We start from the raw sequence: 17718 nt of genomic DNA on the forward strand, positions 1-17718 counted from the left end.
GTCTAGTCACTAAGTGCCTCTCATTCTCAAGGACATCTGCATGACCTCCCAGGATTCCTCCCAGCGTCATCACCTGCGCTCCCAGCGTCTGAACCAGATCACCCACGAGCCCCATTCCAAGCTCGACGCCCTGGTCAAGGCCCACGCACCGTTTGAAACCCAGGGTGCCTTCGCTCGCTTCGTGGTAGCCCAGTACCTGTTCCAGTCGGAGCTGGTGGAGCTGTACAACGATGCCGAGCTGATCAAGATCGTCCCCGATCTGGCCGAGCGCTGCCGCGCCGAAGCGGCCAAGGCCGACCTGGCAGACCTGGACACCGAGGTCCCGGCACCGGTAGCCGGCGCAGTGCGCAACCCGAGCAAGGCCGAAGCCCTGGGCTGGATCTTCGTCTCCGAAGGCTCCAAGCTCGGCGCCGCATTCCTGATCAAGCGCGCCGTGGGCCTGGGCCTGAGCGAAACCTTCGGTGCCCGTCATCTGGGCGAGCCGGCTGGCGGTCGTGCCGAAGGCTGGAAGACCTTCACCCGCATCCTCGACGGCCTGGAATTCACCGCCGAAGAAGAAGCCGCAGCGGAGAAAGGCGCCCTGGATGCCTTCAACCGCTTCACCGTACTGCTTGAACAGGCTTACTCCAGCGCTGCACAACCGGCCTGACCCCCTGTAGTTGCAAGCAGGTGGCGCGCCAGGCGTGCCCCCTGCCCGCAGCGGTATTTTGTCGGCCACTGCCATTCCCGGATTGAGCCGTACGGCGCGTTACCTCATCATCGAAACCATGACCCCCACTCGCCCCTCCTCGTCGAAAATATCCCGCCTGCTGTTTGGCGCGCTGGCTTACATCAGCCTGGCTATCGGCCTGATCGCCATCGTCGTACCGGGTCTGCCCACCACCGAATTCATCCTCCTGGCCGCCTGGGCCGCTACCAAGAGTTCGCCACGCCTGAGTGCCTGGATGGAGAGCCACCGGCTGTTCGGCCCGATCCTGAGCAACTGGCGCAACGGCCGGATTGTCAGCCGCAAGGCCAAAATCAGCGCCACCCTCAGCATGCTGCTGTGTGCCGGCCTGATGCTGACCCTGCTCAACCATCACTGGACGATGTACGCCGCCATCGCCGGCATGACCCTGGGCAACCTGTGGATCTGGTCGCGCCCCGAAGCCTTGCCGCAAACCTGCCCCCCGCCCCTGTAGCAGCCGGCTTGCCGGCGAAAGCCACCTGAGAATATGCATCAACTTGGCGGCCCTCTTCGCCGGCAAGCCGGCGCCTGCACGACGAAGGCCTGCGCCCTACCGTTCGTCGGCTAAAACTCACGCAAAAGCCGGCCAAGCCGATGTTCCGGACATGGCGCTGAATGGACTTGGCGACCGGAATCAGCCGATTCCGTGCTTTCCATCCGTCCTTTCGCGAGATCGCCCCATGTTCGACTCTCTCTCCATCCGCCTGAAAATCGTGCTGTTGTCCGGACTGTGCCTGTTGGGCGTGGTGGCGCTGATCGTCGGCATGAACCTCTATCAGAGCCAGCAGAACAACCAACTGGTGAACACGTCCAGCACGCGGATGCTGACAGCCGGAGTCGAGGACCTGCTGCAGGCCAAGGCAGCCGAACAAGCCGCGCGCATTCAGAAAACCTTCGGCGAAAGCCAGCTGGTGATCACCGCCCTGGCGGATCAGGTCCGGGACCTGCGAGACCTGGCCAACAAGCGCGGCCTGGATGCCCCGGCCCTGCGTGAAGAACTCAACCGCAGCCTGAAAACCGCCTTCGAGCGCAACCCCAAGGTGCTCGGCATCTGGCTCGCCTACGAGCCCAACGCCCTGGACGGCAAGGACAGCGAGTTCGCCAACGACGCCACCCGCGCCTCCAACGAACGCGGACGTTTCGCCACCTACTGGAGTCGCGCCGGCGGCCAGCAACTCAATACCGTGATGGCTGAGGAGGACATGACCAAGACCACCCTCAACCTCAGCGGCACGCCCTACAACATCTGGTACACCTGCCCCCGGGACAGCCGACGCATCTGCCTGCTCGACCCCTATGCCGACACCATCGGCCAGGACAAGAAGCAAGTGCTGATGACCACCATCTCCCTGCCACTGCTGGTGGACGGCAAGGTGCTGGGCGTGATTGGCGTCGACATCGCCCTGGACGCCCTGCAAGCCGCCGCTGTCGAGGCCCAGCGGGACCTGTTCGACGGGGCCGGGCACATGATGATCCTGGCCGGCAGTGGGCTGCTGGCCGCTGTCGGCGCTGATGCCGGCCAGGTCGGCAAGAACATCAATGAAACCTTTGGTGCCCAGGGCAAGGACATCCTCGCGACGCTCGCCGGCAGCCAATCGAAAGTCCTGCAGCAAGGCGACTTGATCCGCGCGGTCTATCCCTTCAGTCCGATTGCCGATGCCAAGGCCTGGGGCGTGACCATCGACCTACCACAACAGGTGCTGCTGGCGGACTCGGTCAAACTGCAGACCCTGCTGGATCAAGCCCAGACCAGCGGCACCCTGAAGACCCTGCTGGTCGCCGTCGGTGCCGGCCTGCTGGGCCTGCTGCTGATGTGGCTCAGCGCTTCCGGCGTGACCCGGCCGATCAACAGCGTGGCCGAGATGCTCAAGGCCATCGCCAGCGGCGACGGCGACCTGACCCAGCGCCTGAACTACAGCAAGAAAGATGAACTGGGCGAGCTGGTGAGTTGGTTCAACCGCTTCCTCGACAAGCTGCAACCGACCATTGCCCAGATCAAGCAAAGCATCACCGAGGCCCGCGGCACCGCCGACCAGTCTTCGGAAATCGCCCGCCAGACCAGCGAAGGCATGCAAGTGCAGTTCCGCGAGATCGACCAGGTGGCCACCGCGTCCAACGAAATGAGCGCCACCGCCCACGATGTCGCCAACAGTGCCTCCAATGCCGCGCAGGCCGCCCGTGGCGCCGACCAGTCGGCCAAGGAAGGCATGACCATCATCGAACGCAGCACCCGGGATATCAGCCTGCTGGCCGACGAGGTGAGCAAGGCGGTGGGTGAAGTCGAAGCCCTGGCGGTGAGCAGCGAGCAGATCGGTTCGGTGCTGGAAGTGATCCGCAGCATCGCCGAGCAAACCAACCTGCTGGCCCTCAATGCCGCGATCGAAGCGGCCCGTGCCGGCGAAAGCGGTCGCGGCTTTGCGGTGGTGGCCGATGAAGTGCGCAACCTGGCCAAGCGCACCCAGGACTCGGTGGAAGAAATTCGCGTGGTGATCGAACGCATCCAGAGCGGCACCCGTGACGTGGTGACCACCATGCACGCCAGCCAGAGCCAGGCGCAGAACAACGCCGGACAGATCCAGCAGGCGGTCCAGGCCCTGGGCAAGATCAGCGACGCGGTCACCGTGATCAGCGACATGAACCTGCAGATCGCCAGCGCCGCCGAGCAACAGAGCGCGGTGGCCGAAGAGGTCAACCGCAACGTCTCGGCGATCCGCAGCGTGACCGAAACCCTCACCGAACAGGCCAGCGAATCGGCTCAGGTGAGCAGCCAACTGAACGCCCTGGCGACTCAGCAGATGAAACTGATGGATCAGTTCCGGGTGTAACACCCAGCAGGCCTCTGACCTCGCGACATCGGTCAGAGGCGCTGCCGATCACCACAGATTATCGATACCGCGACTGTTGAATCACAACTTCAGCAAGCCGCTGTACAGCCCGTAAGCCGCCAGCGACGCCCCCATGAGCACCGCCGTGAAGATCAGCTTCTCCAGCGCCGTGAACAACGGCTCGCCCTGCTCGCGCTTGGCCTTGGCGAACAGAATCACCCCGGGCGCATACAACAGGGCCGACAGCAGCAGGTACTTCAAGCCGCCGGCGTACAGCAGCCAGATGGCGTAGCTCAGGGCCACGACGGCGACGAACAGGTCCTTCATCCGCTCCCGAGAGGCTTGCTCGTAGGTTTCCCCACGGCCGCTGAGCAACACCGCGTAGGCCGCCGACCACAGGTAGGGCACCAGGATCATCGACGATGCCAAATAGATCAGGCTGGTATAGGTGCCTGCGGAAAACAGGGTGATCAACAGGAAGATCTGGATCATCACGTTGGTCAGCCACAGGGCATTGACCGGCACATGGTTGGCGTTCTCCTTCTTCAAGAAAGCGGGCATGGTCCGGTCCCGGGCCGTCGCATAGAGAATCTCCGCGCACAGCAGGGCCCAGGACAACAGCGCCCCCAACAGGGAAATCGCCAGGCCGATGCTGATCAGCAAGGCGCCCCAGGGGCCGACGATGTGTTCCAGCACCGCCGCCAGGGAGGGGTTCTGCAGCGTGGCCAATTCCGGCTGGCTCATGATCCCCAGGGACAGCACGTTCACCAGCACCAGCAACGCCAGCACTCCGAGGAAGCCGATCACCGTGGCCCGCCCGACATCCGCGCGCTTCTGCGCCCGAGCCGAATACACGCTGGCGCCCTCGATGCCGATGAACACGAACACCGTGACCAGCATCATGTTGCGCACCTGATCCATCACCCCGCCAAAATTCGGATTGCTGCGTCCCCAGATATCGCGGGTGAAGATGTCGGCCTTGAACGCCACGGCAGCAATGACGATGAACATCACCAGCGGCACAATCTTCGCCACCGTGGTCAATTGGTTGATGAACGCCGCCTCCTTGATCCCGCGCAGCACCAGAAAATGCACGGCCCACAGCAGCAATGACGCACAACCGATGGCCACCGGGGTATTGCCCTGGCCGAACACCGGGAAGAAATAGCCCAGGGTGCTGAACAGCAGGACGAAGTAGCCGACGTTGCCCAGCCAGGCACTGATCCAGTAGCCCCAGGCGGACGAGAAGCCCATGTAGTCGCCGAACCCCGCCTTGGCATAGGCATAGACTCCGGAATCCAGCTCCGGCTTGCGGTTGGCCAGGGTCTGGAAAACGAACGCCAGGGTCAGCATGCCCACCGCAGTGATCCCCCAGCCGATCAGCACCGCACCGGCATCGGCACGGGCGGCCATGTTCTGTGGCAGGGAAAAGATCCCACCGCCAATCATGGAACCCACGACCAGAGCGATCAGTGCACCGAGTTGAAGCTTCTGCGCCGGTTGTGTCATTCCTACCTCTGCCTCAGTGAGTCGATCTGGCGATAAACCTACAGTTTATTAAATAACGTCTACAAATGTGCGTCTAACAGTAACAGTCAATTAATCATCCTTTATCCGCACAGGCTTTAGATACCCTGCAGAAGGCACTGAATAACCGACTGTTTTGTTATGTAAATGTACTAAGTGCCATCACTACCAAGTGATTAATCGAACACGCGTGAAGATTTGCACATTCTTCAAAACGGTCTAGCTTCAAACGTCGCTGGCAATGAGAATCCCTATTGATCAGGAGATCAAAAAGCCTCTGGAATGGCCCTCTCAGGGCAGCATTCTACCTCTCGCAATAAATCTTAAGTCATTCATTCACAACGGAATGCAGCGATGAACTGATCTAAGTCAGCTGTTCGGATTGCAAGCAGATTTACTCTGACGTCTCTCTTCTCCTGCATTGGAGTCATGCAATGTCTGAATCCCCCGGTAAACTAAGACTGGGCGCCTTAGTCGCCCTGGTAGTGGGTTCCATGATTGGCGGCGGGATCTTTTCCTTACCGCAAAACATGGCAGCCAGTGCCGATGTCGGTGCAGTTCTTATTGGTTGGGCAATTACCGCTGTCGGCATGTTGACCCTGGCATTTGTCTTCCAGACCCTGGCCAATCGCAAACCTGATCTGGACGGTGGTGTATATGCCTACGCCAAGGCCGGATTCGGCGACTACATGGGCTTTTCTTCGGCCTGGGGCTACTGGATCAGCGCCTGGCTGGGCAACGTCGGCTACTTCGTCCTGCTGTTCAGCACCCTGGGTTATTTTTTCCCGATCTTCGGCGAGGGCAACACCCCGGCCGCGGTGATCGGTGCCTCGATCCTGCTCTGGGCCGTGCACTTTCTGGTACTGCGCGGGATCAAGGAAGCCGCCTTCATCAACCTGGTGACCACGGTTGCCAAAGTGGTGCCGCTGCTGCTGTTCGTGCTGATCGCGCTGTTCGCCTTCAAGCTGGATATCTTCACCGCTGATATCTGGGGGGTGAAGAACCCGGACCTGGGCAGCGTGATGAACCAGGTGCGCAACATGATGCTGGTCACCGTCTGGGTGTTCATCGGCATCGAGGGCGCGAGCATTTTCTCCTCTCGGGCGGAAAAACGCTCGGACGTGGGCAAGGCCACCGTCATCGGCTTCATCACCGTACTGCTGTTCCTGGTGCTGGTGAACGTGCTGTCCCTGGGGATCATGACCCAGCCGGAACTGGCCAAGCTGCAGAACCCCTCCATGGCGGCGGTACTGGAACATGTGGTGGGCCACTGGGGCGCGGTGCTGATCAGCGTCGGCCTGATCATCTCGCTGCTGGGGGCGCTGCTGTCGTGGGTACTGCTGTGTGCGGAGATCATGTTCGCCGCAGCCAAGGACCACACCATGCCGGAGTTCCTGCGCCGGGAAAACGCCAACCACGTACCGGCCAACGCCCTGTGGCTGACCAATGCCATGGTGCAGATCTTCCTGGTCATCACCCTGTTCTCGGCCAGCACCTACCTGTCGCTGATCTATCTCGCCACCTCGATGATCCTGGTGCCCTACCTGTGGTCGGCGGCCTACGCGGTCCTGCTGGCAGTGCGCGGCGAAAGCTACGAACAGGCCCTGGCCGAACGCAAGAAGGACCTGATCATCGGCGGCATCGCCCTGCTCTACGCGATCTGGCTGCTGTACGCCGGCGGGGTCAAGTACCTGCTGCTGTCAGCCCTGCTCTATGCCCCCGGCGTGGTGCTCTTCGCCAAGGCCAAGATGGAACTGCACAAACCGATTTTCACCAACGTCGAGAAGCTGATTTTTGCCGCAGTGGTCATAGGCGCCCTGGTGGCGGCCTACGGTCTCTACGACGGCTTCCTGACCCTGTAACACCGCCTTTCAAGCAACACCCCTGATTGTTTTGTCTCTGGAGGATCACAGTAATGACCACGGAAAAAGTTAAGTACGGCGTCCATTCCGAAGCCGGTAAACTGCGCAAAGTCATGGTTTGCTCCCCAGGCCTGGCCCACCAGCGGCTGACCCCGAACAACTGCGACGAACTGCTGTTCGATGATGTGCTGTGGGTGGCCCAGGCCAAACGCGACCATTTCGACTTCGTCACCAAGATGCGCGAGCGGGACATTGATGTGCTGGAAATGCACAACCTGCTGACCGACATCGTTGCCATCCCCGAAGCCCTGGACTGGATCCTGGAGCGCAAGATCACCGCCAATCAGGTGGGCCTGGGCCTGGTCAACGAAGTCGGCTCGTGGCTGCGCAGCCTGGAGCCACGCAAGGTTGCCGAATTCCTCATCGGCGGCGTCTCGGCCGACGACCTGCCCAGCAGCTTCGGCGGCAAGACCATCGAGATGTTCCGCGACTTCCTCGGCCACTCCAGCTTCATCCTGCCGCCGCTGCCCAATACTCAGTTCACCCGCGACACCACTTGCTGGATTTATGGCGGCGTGACCCTGAACCCGATGTACTGGCCGGCGCGACGTCAGGAAACCCTGCTGACCACCGCCATCTACAAATTCCACCCCGAGTTCACCAACGCCGACTTCCAGATCTGGTACGGCGACCCGGATCAGGAGCACGGCAATGCCACCCTGGAAGGCGGCGACGTGATGCCTATCGGCAATGGCGTGGTCCTGATCGGCATGGGTGAACGCTCGTCGCGCCAGGCCATCGGTCAACTGGCACTGAACCTGTTCAAGCACAAGGCCGTGGAGCGTGTGATCGTCGCCGGCCTGCCGAAGTCCCGCGCGGCCATGCACCTGGATACCGTATTCAGCTTCTGCGACCGCGATCTGGTCACGATCTTCCCGGAAGTGGTGAGTCAGATCGTCGCCTTCAGCCTGCGCCCTGACGAAAGCAAACCGGGCGGCATCGATGTGCGCCGCGAAGAAGCCAGCTTCCTCGATACCGTGGCCAAGGCCCTCAACCTCAAGGCCCTGCGCGTGGTAGAAACCGGCGGCAACAGCTTCGCCGCCGAACGCGAGCAATGGGACGACGGCAACAACGTGGTGGCCGTGGAGCCGGGCGTGGTCATCGGCTACGACCGCAACACCTACACCAATACCCTACTGCGCAAGGCTGGGGTCGAGGTCATCACCATCAGCGCCGGCGAACTGGGCCGGGGCCGCGGCGGCGGCCACTGCATGACCTGCCCGATCATTCGCGATCCGATCGACTACTAAGCCTTTAGACGACACGCTCTCCGACCGCGCCTACCCGGCGCCGGTCGGACCGATTACCGAATCCGAGGAAAATAATCATGGCGTTCAACATCCACAACCGTAACCTGCTGAGCCTGGAACACCACACCCCACGCGAACTGCGCTACCTGCTGGACCTGTCCCGCGACCTCAAGCGCGCCAAGTACACCGGCACCGAGCAGCAGCACCTCAAGGGCAACAACATCGCGCTGATCTTCGAAAAGACCTCCACCCGTACCCGCTGCGCCTTCGAAGTGGCCGCCTATGACCAGGGCGCCAACGTCACCTACATCGACCCCAACTCGTCGCAGATCGGCCACAAGGAAAGCATGAAGGACACCGCCCGAGTGCTGGGGCGCATGTACGACGCCATCGAGTACCGCGGCTTCAAGCAGGAAATCGTCGAAGAACTGGCGAAATTCGCCGGGGTTCCGGTGTTCAACGGCCTGACCGACGAATACCACCCAACCCAGATGATCGCCGACGTGCTGACCATGCGTGAACACGCCGACAAGCCGATCCACGAGATCAGCTACGCCTACCTGGGGGACGCCCGCAACAACATGGGCAACTCGCTGCTGCTGGTGGGCGCCAAGCTCGGCATGGACGTGCGCATCTGCGCGCCCAAGGCCCTATGGCCCCATGACGACCTGGTGCAGCGCTGCAAGCAATACGCCGAGGAAAGCGGTGCCCGCATCACCCTCACCGAAGATCCGAAGGCCGCAGTCAAGGGCGTGGACTTCATCCACACCGACGTCTGGGTCTCCATGGGCGAACCGGTGGAAGCCTGGGCCGAGCGCATCGAGCAACTGCTGCCGTATCAGGTCAACACCCAACTGATGAAAGCCACCGGCAACCCTCGGACCAAGTTCATGCACTGCCTGCCGGCCTTCCACAACAGCGACACCAAGGTGGGCAAACAGATCGCCGAGCAGTATCCGCATCTGGCCAACGGCATCGAAGTCACCGACGACGTGTTTGAGTCCCCGGCCTGCATCGCCTTCGAGCAAGCGGAGAACCGCATGCACACCATCAAGGCGATCCTGGTTTCGACCCTGGCCGACCTCTAACTCGCCTCCCCCTGCCGGGGCTGACTTGCCAGCGAACTGATGTTCGCCGGCAAGCCGGCTCCTACAGAGCCTCTAGAAGGACTGCATTATGCGTATCGTCGTTGCACTGGGCGGTAACGCCCTGCTCCGCCGTGGTGAACCCATGACTGCGGACAACCAACGCGCCAACATCCGCATCGCCACTGAACAGATCGCCAAGATCCATCCCGGCAACCAGTTGGTGATCGCTCACGGCAATGGCCCACAAGTGGGCCTGCTGTCGTTGCAGGCAGCCGCCTATACCCAGGTTTCGCCCTACCCGCTGGACGTGCTCGGCGCCGAGACCGAAGGCATGATCGGCTACATCATCGAACAGGAACTGGGCAACCTGCTGGACTTCGAGGTGCCCTTTGCCACCTTGCTGACCCAGGTGGAAGTGGACGCCAAGGACCCGGCCTTCAAGAACCCGACCAAGCCCATCGGCCCGGTCTACAGCCAGGAAGAAGCCGAGAAGCTGGCCAAGGAAAAAGGCTGGGCCATTGCCCCGGACGGCGACAAGTACCGTCGAGTGGTGGCCAGTCCCAAGCCCAAGCGCATTTTCGAAATCCGCCCGATCAAGTGGCTGCTGGAAAAAAGCAGCATCGTGATCTGCGCCGGCGGTGGCGGCATTCCGACGATGTACGGCGAGGACGGCAAGCTCAAGGGCATCGAGGCGGTGATCGACAAGGACCTGTGTTCTGCGCTGCTGGCCGAGCAACTCGAAGCCGATTTGCTGGTGATCGCCACCGACGTCAACGCAGCATTCATCGACTTCGGCAAACCCACCCAGAAGGCCATTGCCCAGGCCCATCCGGATGAATTGGAGAAGCTGGGCTTTGCCGCCGGCTCCATGGGGCCCAAGGTCCAGGCCGCCTGCGAATTTGCCCGGCACACTGGCAAAGTCGCGGTGATCGGTTCACTCTCGGACATCGAAGCGATCGTCCAGGGCAAGGCCGGCACCCGCATCAGCACGGCAAAAACCGGCATCAGCTACCTGTAAGACGCTTGCTGTGAGAACACGGGGCGGGCCCGGTGCCTGCCCTCATTCAAAGCCCTGGAGGAGAGACGCCTATGGCCATGTTTGAGCCCGGTCACCTGCATATAGAGCGCCATGCGCTGAGCAAGGACGACTTCAGCTACAACCTGTGCATCGACTACGAACTGGCCCAGGACCCCAAGGAGGGTCATGGCATGCTGTTCACCCTGCACGGCACTATTGAAGACAAATCCTTGAAAGAGCAGTTCTTCCTGGCCAAGGACCTGGCCTTTGACTTCGCCCGTCACGCGACCCGCATCGCCCAACAGTACGGCTTGCCCAAGAGCGCCAGTATTGCCTCCATGCACAAGTACTACGACGAGATGTTCGAAGACGTACGCAAGCAACTGAACGTCAAGCCCGGCGACCCGATAAACCCCGAACACCTGGCATGACCTCCCCCCTTCTGTAGGAGCCAGCTTGCCGGCGAAATGACCAGCGCCATGCCTGGGTATCTGGTCCGCCTTCGCCGTCAGGCCGGCTCCTACAACAGCCCCACCGATTTCGACTAAGGCCATCGCCCAAGGCATACTGGCGCCCTTCAGTGTTCCAGAAGCCTCTGCCTCCCCATGCGTATCCACGTCAGCTTCATCGACCGCGTCGGCATTACCCAGGAAGTCCTGGCCCTGCTGGGCGGACGCAATCTCAACCTGGATGCGGTGGAAATGGTGCCGCCCAACGTCTATATCGACGCCCCGACCCTGAGCCCCCAGGTACTGGAAGAGTTGCGCGATGCGCTGTTCAACGTACAGGGCGTGCAGGCGGTAACGGTGGTCGACATCCTGCCCGGCCAGCGTCGCCACTTGCAGTTGGACGCCTTGCTGGCGGCCATGACCGATCCGGTGCTGGCCCTGGACAGCGCCGGCAAGGTATTGCTGGCCAACCCGGCGCTGATTGCCCTGTATGGCCGTGAACCGGCGGGAGAAAGCGTCGCCGAACTGTTTGCCGATGCCGCGCTGCTGGAGGCCCTGCTGGAAAACGGCTTTCGCCTGCCGCTGCGGGAAATCATGGTCAACGGACAGACACTGCTGCTGGACGCCACCCCCATTACCGATGCCGGCGCGCTGCTGACTCTGTATCAACCCAACCGCATCGGTGAGCGACTCTCGGCCCTGCACCACGATCACGCCGAAGGCTTCGATGCGCTGCTCGGCGAATCCCCGGCAATTCGCACGCTCAAGGCCCGGGCCCAACGGGTCGCGGCCCTGGATGCACCGCTGTTGATCCAGGGGGAAACCGGCACCGGCAAAGAGCTGGTGGCTCGTGCCTGCCACGCCATCAGCACCCGGCACAGCGCGCCCTTCCTGGCCCTGAACTGCGCGGCGCTGCCGGAAAACCTCGCCGAGAGTGAACTGTTCGGCTACGCCCCCGGGGCCTTTACCGGGGCCCAGCGCGGCGGCAAGCCGGGGCTGATGGAGCTGGCCAACCAGGGCACGGTGTTTCTCGATGAAATCGGCGAGATGTCGCCTTACCTGCAGGCCAAGCTGCTGCGTTTTCTCAACGACGGCAGCTTTCGTCGGGTCGGTGGCGATCGCGAGATCAAGGTCAATGTGCGCATCCTCAGCGCTACCCATCGTGACCTGGAAAAGATGGTCGGCGAAGGCAGCTTCCGCGAAGACCTGTTCTATCGCCTCAACGTATTGAATGTCGAAGTGCCGCCGCTGCGCGAACGCGGCCAGGACATCCTGCTGCTGGCCCGCTACTTCATGCAGCAGGCCTGCGCGCAGATCCAGCGCCCAGTGTGTCGCCTGACCCCGGGCACCTACCCCGCCCTGCTGGGCAACCGTTGGCCGGGCAACGTACGGCAATTGCAGAACGTGATCTTCCGGGCGGCGGCCATTTGCGAAAGCAATCTGGTGGACATCGGTGATCTGGACATCGCCGGCACCTCGGTAGCACGGCAGAACGATGCCGAAGTCGAGAGCCTGGAACAGGCAGTGGAAGCCTTCGAGAAGGAATTGTTGGAAACCCTCTACGTCAACTACCCCTCGACCCGGCAACTGGCCAACCGCCTGCAAACCTCCCACACGGCCATCGCCCATCGCCTGCGCAAGTACGGCATCCCCGGCAAGGCCTGACCTGCCCCCTCATCCGTAGGAGCCGGCTCGCCGGCGAAGAGGCCCTCAAGCCCTGTGTCGCTCTTAAGGGCGCTTTCGCTGACAAGCCAGCTCCTACCTCCCCGCCGCGTCTACCGTTCTAGAAGCGACCTGCAACTGTACTGAAAGCGCTACAGCGGAACGATTTCGCTACACAGCCTTGTAATCGCTGCCGTGCAAGGCTTTGATCCTCAAAGCCTTTTTTCTACAGGGCCAGATGTAGCGATTTCGCTACAAGCAAGCCCTTCAGGCTTTTCGATAAAACGCTCAAATCATTGATCTTAAAAGAACAAATCAATATTGGCCGTGTTCTTGCTATGGACATTGCCATTCGGCTCGGCCCTGCACGAGCATTCAATCGCGTCCACCAGACGAGTCTGGCCCTTGAGGAGTTTCCATGAGCGAGTTGCGTTTTACTGAAGATCACGAATGGCTGCGTAGCGAAGCGGATGGCAGTGTCACCGTCGGCATCACGGCTTTCGCCCAGAACGCCCTGGGTGATGTGGTGTTTGTGCAACTGCCGGAGCTGCAGAGCTACGACAAGGGCGCCGAAGCCGCCACCGTGGAATCGGTGAAGGCCGCCAGCGGTGTGTACATGCCCCTGGACGGTGAAGTGGTCGCCACCAACCCAGCCCTGGAAGACAGCCCGGAACTGGTCAACGAAGATCCGCTGGGCGAAGGCTGGTTCTTCCGCTTCATTCCCGCGGATGCCGCCGCTGTCGGCCAACTGCTGGATCAGGACGCCTACGACCGCCTGATCAAAGCCAGCGCCGAAGCCTGAGGACCCCGTCATGACCGTCAACCTGACTACCGCCAACGAATTCATCGCGCGCCACATCGGTCCGCGCCAGGGCGATGAGCAAGCCATGCTCAACAGCCTGGGCTTCGACTCCCTGGAAGCCCTGAGCGCCAGCGTGATTCCCGAAAGCATCAAGGGCACCAGCGTGCTGGACCTGGGCCATGGCCAGAGCGAAGCCGAGGCCCTGGCCTCGATCAAGGCCATCGCTAACAAGAACCAGTTGTTCAAGACTTACATCGGCCAGGGTTACTACAGCTGTCACACGCCTTCGCCGATCCTGCGCAACCTGCTGGAAAACCCGGCGTGGTACACCGCCTACACCCCCTACCAGCCAGAAATCTCCCAAGGTCGCCTGGAAGCCCTGCTGAACTTCCAGACCCTGATCAGCGACCTGACCGGTCTGCCCATCGCCAATGCTTCGCTGCTGGACGAAGGCACTGCCGCCGCCGAGGCCATGACCTTCTGCAAGCGCCTGAGCAAGAACAAGGGCAGCCACGCCTTCTTCGCTTCCGTGCATTGCCACCCGCAAACCCTGGACGTACTGCGCACTCGTGCCGAGCCCCTGGGGATCAACGTGGTGGTGGGCGATGAGCGCAAACTGACCGATGTCAGCCCGTTCTTCGGTGCCCTGCTGCAATACCCGGCGAGCAACGGTGACCTGTTCGACTACCGCGAACTGGCCGAGCGCTTCCACACCGCCAACGCCCTGGTGGCCGTGGCCGCGGATCTGCTGGCCCTGACCCTGCTGACCCCGCCAGGTGAGTTCGGTGCCGACGTGGCCATCGGCAGCGCCCAGCGCTTCGGTGTACCGCTGGGCTTCGGTGGTCCGCATGCGGCTTACTTCTCGACTCGCGATGCCTTCAAGCGCGACATGCCGGGCCGTCTGGTCGGTGTCTCGGTAGACCGTTTCGGCAAGCCGGCCCTGCGCCTGGCCATGCAGACCCGCGAGCAGCATATCCGCCGTGAGAAAGCCACCAGCAACATCTGCACCGCCCAGGTACTGCTGGCCAACATCGCCAGCATGTACGCCGTGTACCACGGCCCCAAAGGCCTGATCCAGATTGCCCAGCGCATCCACCAACTGACCGCGATCCTGGCCAAAGGCCTGGGCGACCTGGGTCTGGCCGTGGAGCAGGACAACTTCTTCGACACCTTGAGCTTGCATACCGGTGCCCGCACCGCCGCGCTGCACGACAAGGCTCGCGCCCAGGGCATCAACCTGCGGGTGATCGACGCCGAGCGCCTGGGCCTGTCCCTGGACGAAACCAGCACCCAGGCCGACGTTGAAGGCCTGTGGAACCTGCTGGGCGAAGGCAAGGCCGCGCCGGACTTCGCCGCACTGGCGGCTTCGGTCACCAGCAGCATCCCCGCCGCCCTGATACGTCAGTCGGCAATCCTCAGCCACCCGGTGTTCAACCGCTACCACTCGGAAACCGAGCTGATGCGCTACCTGCGCAAGCTGGCGGACAAGGACCTGGCCCTGGATCGCACCATGATCCCGCTGGGCTCCTGCACCATGAAGCTCAACGCCGCCAGCGAAATGATCCCGGTCACCTGGGCCGAGTTCGGTGCGCTGCACCCCTTCGCCCCGGCCGAGCAAAGCGCCGGCTACCAGCAACTGACCACCGAGCTGGAAGCGATGCTCTGCGCCGCGACCGGCTACGACGCCGTCTCCCTGCAGCCCAACGCCGGCTCCCAGGGCGAGTACGCCGGTCTGCTGGCCATTCGTGCCTATCACCAGAGCCGTGGCGATGACCGTCGCGACATCTGCCTGATTCCATCGTCGGCCCACGGCACCAACCCGGCCACCGCCAACATGGCCGGCATGCGCGTGGTGGTCACCGCCTGCGACGCTCGGGGCAACGTGGATATCGAGGACCTGCGAGCCAAGGCCATCGAGCACCGCGAGCACCTCGCCGCACTGATGATCACCTACCCGTCGACCCACGGCGTGTTCGAAGAAGGCATCCGCGAAATCTGCGGCATCATTCATGACAACGGCGGCCAGGTATACATCGACGGCGCCAACATGAACGCCATGGTCGGCCTCTGCGCACCAGGCAAGTTCGGTGGCGACGTGTCCCACCTGAACCTGCACAAGACTTTCTGCATTCCCCACGGCGGTGGCGGTCCTGGTGTCGGCCCAATCGGCGTCAAATCGCACCTGGCGCCTTTCCTGCCTGGCCATGCTGCGCTGGAAAACAAGAAAGGCGCGGTCTGTGCCGCCCCCTTCGGCAGCGCCAGCATCCTGCCGATCACCTGGATGTACATCCGCATGATGGGCGGTGCCGGTCTCAAGCGCGCTTCGCAGCTGGCCATCCTCAATGCCAACTACATTTCGCGCCGCCTGGAAGAACACTATCCAGTGCTCTATACCGGCAGCAACGGCCTGGTGGCCCACGAATGCATCCTCGACCTGCGTCCTTTGAAAGACAGCAGCGGCATCAGCGTCGATGACGTGGCCAAGCGCCTGATCGATTTTGGCTTCCACGCGCCGACCATGTCGTTCCCGGTGGCCGGTACCCTGATGATCGAACCGACCGAAAGCGAATCCAAGGAAGAACTGGACCGCTTCTGCGACGCCATGATCCGCATCCGCGAAGAAATCCGCGCGGTGGAAAATGGCGTCCTGGACAAGGACGACAACCCACTGAAAAACGCTCCGCACACGGCGGCAGAACTGGTGGGCGAATGGTCCCATCCGTACAGCCGCGAGCAGGCCGTGTATCCGGTAGCGTCGCTGATCGAAAGCAAGTACTGGCCGCCGGTTGGCCGGGTCGACAACGTGTTTGGCGACCGCAACCTGGTGTGTGCCTGCCCGTCGATCGAAAGCTACCAGGACGCTTGAGCCGTCCATCACTGGAGAGCCGTGCCCCTGCAGATACCGCGTATACCTGTAGGAGCCGGCTCGCCGGCGATGAGCAACGCATCAATCGGGTAGAACCGCGTCGCCTGGATCGCGGGCAAACACGCTCCTGCAAGTGCTTGCCTGCCGATCAATACAATAAGAAACCGGAGAACCAACATGTCCCTGAGCGTGTTCGACCTGTTCAAGATTGGCATCGGCCCCTCCAGCTCCCACACCGTCGGCCCGATGCGCGCTGCCGCGCGTTTTGTCGAAGGCCTGCGTCGCGATCAGCTGCTGGCCAGCACCACCTGCGTCAAGGTCGAGCTGTACGGCTCGCTGGGCGCCACCGGTAAAGGCCACGGCAGCGACAAAGCGGTGCTGCTGGGCCTGGAAGGTGAACACCCGGACACCGTGAATACCGAAAACATCGCCGCACGCCTGCAGCAGATACGCGGCAGCGGACGTATCGATCTACTCGGCGAACACAGCATTGCGTTCAACGAGAAAGAACACCTGGCAATGATCCGCAAACCCCTGGCCTATCACCCTAACGGCATGATCTTTCGCGCCTTCGATAGCGCCGGCCTGCAGACCCGTAGCCGTGAGTACTACTCGGTCGGTGGCGGTTTCGTTGTCGACGAAGACGCCGCCGGTGCCGACCGCATCGTCGAAGACACCACCCGCTTGACCTTCCCCTTCAGGAACGCCAAGGAACTGCTGCAACACTGCAGCACCTACGGTTTGTCCATCAGCCAGGTGATGCTGACCAATGAAAGCGCCTGGCGCCCGGAAGCGGAAACCCGTGCCGGACTGCTGAAGATCTGGCAGGTGATGCAGGACTGTGTGGATGCTGGCTGTCGCAATGAAGGGATTCTGCCCGGCGGACTCAAGGTCAAGCGTCGTGCCGCGGCCCTGCACCGCCAGTTGTGCAAGCACCCGGAAGCGGCCTTGCGCGATGCCCTGTCGGTGCTGGACTGGGTCAACCTCTACGCCCTTGCGGTGAATGAAGAAAACGCCAACGGCGGGCGAGTGGTCACCGCCCCCACCAACGGTGCAGCCGGGATCATTCCCGCGGTGCTGCATTACTACATGCGCTTCATACCCGGCGCCAACGAAGACGGGGTGGTGCGCTTTCTCCTGACTGCGGCCGCCATCGGCATTCTGTACAAGGAAAACGCCTCGATCTCCGGTGCCGAAGTCGGCTGCCAGGGTGAAGTCGGCGTGGCCTGCTCGATGGCGGCCGGGGCCTTGTGCGAGGTGCTCGGGGGCAGCGTGCAGCAGGTGGAGAACGCGGCAGAAATCGGCATGGAACACAATCTGGGATTGACCTGCGACCCGATTGGCGGCCTGGTGCAGGTGCCCTGCATCGAGCGCAATGCCATGGGTTCGGTGAAAGCCATCAACGCGGTGCGCATGGCCCTGCGCGGAGACGGGCAGCATTTCGTCTCCCTGGACAAGGTCATTCGCACCATGCGCCAGACCGGCGCCGACATGAAAAGCAAATACAAGGAAACCGCCCGTGGCGGTCTGGCCGTGAACATTATCGAGTGCTGATGCCCAAGCGACGCATCCGCACATTTTT

The 17718-nt window shown here is 62.2% G+C and carries 13 protein-coding genes; 12 read left to right on the forward strand and 1 reads right to left on the reverse strand.

Translation table 11 applies throughout. The features are described 5' to 3' along the window. The first annotated feature begins 40 nt into the window (after positions 1 to 40). The 3 genes from P7C00_RS24825 (at position 41) to P7C00_RS24835 (ending at position 3552) form a co-directional block, all read left to right on the forward strand. Positions 41 to 649, forward strand: a complete 609-nt coding sequence (locus P7C00_RS24825) for a biliverdin-producing heme oxygenase (protein WP_346632417.1) — start codon at positions 41 to 43, stop codon at positions 647 to 649. A gap of 118 nt (positions 650 to 767) precedes the next feature. Continuing rightward, a complete protein-coding gene (locus P7C00_RS24830) occupies positions 768 to 1181 on the forward strand; it encodes a YbaN family protein (protein WP_346632570.1) in 414 nt (137 codons plus the stop codon). A 226-nt stretch (positions 1182 to 1407) separates the two neighbouring features. Beyond that, the gene (locus tag P7C00_RS24835; RefSeq protein WP_346632418.1) at positions 1408 to 3552 is read left to right on the forward strand and encodes a methyl-accepting chemotaxis protein; all 2145 of its coding nucleotides are present in this window, start codon (positions 1408 to 1410) and stop codon (positions 3550 to 3552) included. Between the two features lie 81 nt (positions 3553 to 3633). Here P7C00_RS24835 and arcD (P7C00_RS24840) read toward each other — a convergent pair whose 3' ends face one another. Then, positions 3634 to 5061, reverse strand: a complete 1428-nt coding sequence (gene arcD, locus P7C00_RS24840) for an arginine-ornithine antiporter (RefSeq protein WP_346632419.1) — start codon at positions 5059 to 5061, stop codon at positions 3634 to 3636. Between the two features lie 452 nt (positions 5062 to 5513). Between arcD (P7C00_RS24840) and arcD (P7C00_RS24845) the strand changes: the two genes are divergently transcribed. The 9 genes from arcD (P7C00_RS24845) to P7C00_RS24885 all read left to right on the forward strand — a co-directional run bounded on the left by arcD (P7C00_RS24845) (position 5514) and on the right by P7C00_RS24885 (position 17690). After that, on the forward strand, positions 5514 to 6941 hold the full coding sequence (gene arcD / locus P7C00_RS24845; RefSeq protein WP_221811109.1) for an arginine-ornithine antiporter: 1428 nt from the start codon (positions 5514 to 5516) through the stop codon (positions 6939 to 6941). Positions 6942 to 6994: 53 nt separating this feature from the next. Further along, complete coding sequence (arcA, locus tag P7C00_RS24850; RefSeq protein WP_123726159.1) at positions 6995 to 8251, forward strand: arginine deiminase; 1257 nt, start codon at positions 6995 to 6997, stop codon at positions 8249 to 8251. Between the two features lie 77 nt (positions 8252 to 8328). Continuing rightward, positions 8329 to 9339 carry an ornithine carbamoyltransferase gene (locus P7C00_RS24855; protein WP_123726158.1) on the forward strand — a complete coding sequence of 337 codons (1011 nt, stop codon included), beginning with the start codon at positions 8329 to 8331 and terminating at the stop codon, positions 9337 to 9339. A gap of 88 nt (positions 9340 to 9427) precedes the next feature. Next, on the forward strand, positions 9428 to 10357 hold the full coding sequence (gene arcC / locus P7C00_RS24860; protein WP_346632420.1) for a carbamate kinase: 930 nt from the start codon (positions 9428 to 9430) through the stop codon (positions 10355 to 10357). 71 nt (positions 10358 to 10428) lie between these two features. Continuing rightward, entirely contained in the window at positions 10429 to 10788 is a 360-nt protein-coding gene (locus P7C00_RS24865) for a DUF5064 family protein (protein WP_102860580.1), read from the forward strand. Positions 10789 to 10962: 174 nt separating this feature from the next. Then, on the forward strand, positions 10963 to 12471 hold the full coding sequence (locus P7C00_RS24870) for a sigma-54-dependent transcriptional regulator (RefSeq protein ID WP_404937530.1): 1509 nt from the start codon (positions 10963 to 10965) through the stop codon (positions 12469 to 12471). A gap of 415 nt (positions 12472 to 12886) precedes the next feature. Then, a complete protein-coding gene (gcvH, locus tag P7C00_RS24875) occupies positions 12887 to 13270 on the forward strand; it encodes a glycine cleavage system protein GcvH (protein ID WP_102860578.1) in 384 nt (127 codons plus the stop codon). 10 nt (positions 13271 to 13280) lie between these two features. Then, positions 13281 to 16136, forward strand: a complete 2856-nt coding sequence (gcvP, locus tag P7C00_RS24880) for an aminomethyl-transferring glycine dehydrogenase (protein ID WP_404937531.1) — start codon at positions 13281 to 13283, stop codon at positions 16134 to 16136. Between the two features lie 177 nt (positions 16137 to 16313). Continuing rightward, complete coding sequence (locus P7C00_RS24885) at positions 16314 to 17690, forward strand: L-serine ammonia-lyase (RefSeq protein WP_346632423.1); 1377 nt, start codon at positions 16314 to 16316, stop codon at positions 17688 to 17690. The last annotated feature ends 28 nt before the right edge of the window (positions 17691 to 17718 follow it).

Origin of the sequence: Pseudomonas sp. JDS08PS003, from assembly GCF_045013505.1 — a bacterium.
Classification (GTDB): Bacteria; Pseudomonadota; Gammaproteobacteria; order Pseudomonadales; family Pseudomonadaceae; genus Aquipseudomonas; species Aquipseudomonas protegens_B.

Bases quoted from the DNA above. Each gene is read 5' to 3' on its own strand.
- P7C00_RS24825 (WP_346632417.1), top strand. From the start codon at position 41: ATGACCTCCCAGGATTCCTCCCAGCGTCATCACCTGCGCTCCCAGCGT.
- P7C00_RS24830 (WP_346632570.1), top strand. From the start codon at position 768: ATGACCCCCACTCGCCCCTCCTCGTCGAAAATATCCCGCCTGCTGTTT.
- P7C00_RS24835 (WP_346632418.1), top strand. From the start codon at position 1,408: ATGTTCGACTCTCTCTCCATCCGCCTGAAAATCGTGCTGTTGTCCGGA.
- arcD (WP_346632419.1), bottom strand. From the start codon at position 5,061: ATGACACAACCGGCGCAGAAGCTTCAACTCGGTGCACTGATCGCTCTG.
- arcD (WP_221811109.1), top strand. From the start codon at position 5,514: ATGTCTGAATCCCCCGGTAAACTAAGACTGGGCGCCTTAGTCGCCCTG.
- arcA (WP_123726159.1), top strand. From the start codon at position 6,995: ATGACCACGGAAAAAGTTAAGTACGGCGTCCATTCCGAAGCCGGTAAA.
- P7C00_RS24855 (WP_123726158.1), top strand. From the start codon at position 8,329: ATGGCGTTCAACATCCACAACCGTAACCTGCTGAGCCTGGAACACCAC.
- arcC (WP_346632420.1), top strand. From the start codon at position 9,428: ATGCGTATCGTCGTTGCACTGGGCGGTAACGCCCTGCTCCGCCGTGGT.
- P7C00_RS24865 (WP_102860580.1), top strand. From the start codon at position 10,429: ATGGCCATGTTTGAGCCCGGTCACCTGCATATAGAGCGCCATGCGCTG.
- P7C00_RS24870 (WP_404937530.1), top strand. From the start codon at position 10,963: ATGCGTATCCACGTCAGCTTCATCGACCGCGTCGGCATTACCCAGGAA.
- gcvH (WP_102860578.1), top strand. From the start codon at position 12,887: ATGAGCGAGTTGCGTTTTACTGAAGATCACGAATGGCTGCGTAGCGAA.
- gcvP (WP_404937531.1), top strand. From the start codon at position 13,281: ATGACCGTCAACCTGACTACCGCCAACGAATTCATCGCGCGCCACATC.
- P7C00_RS24885 (WP_346632423.1), top strand. From the start codon at position 16,314: ATGTCCCTGAGCGTGTTCGACCTGTTCAAGATTGGCATCGGCCCCTCC.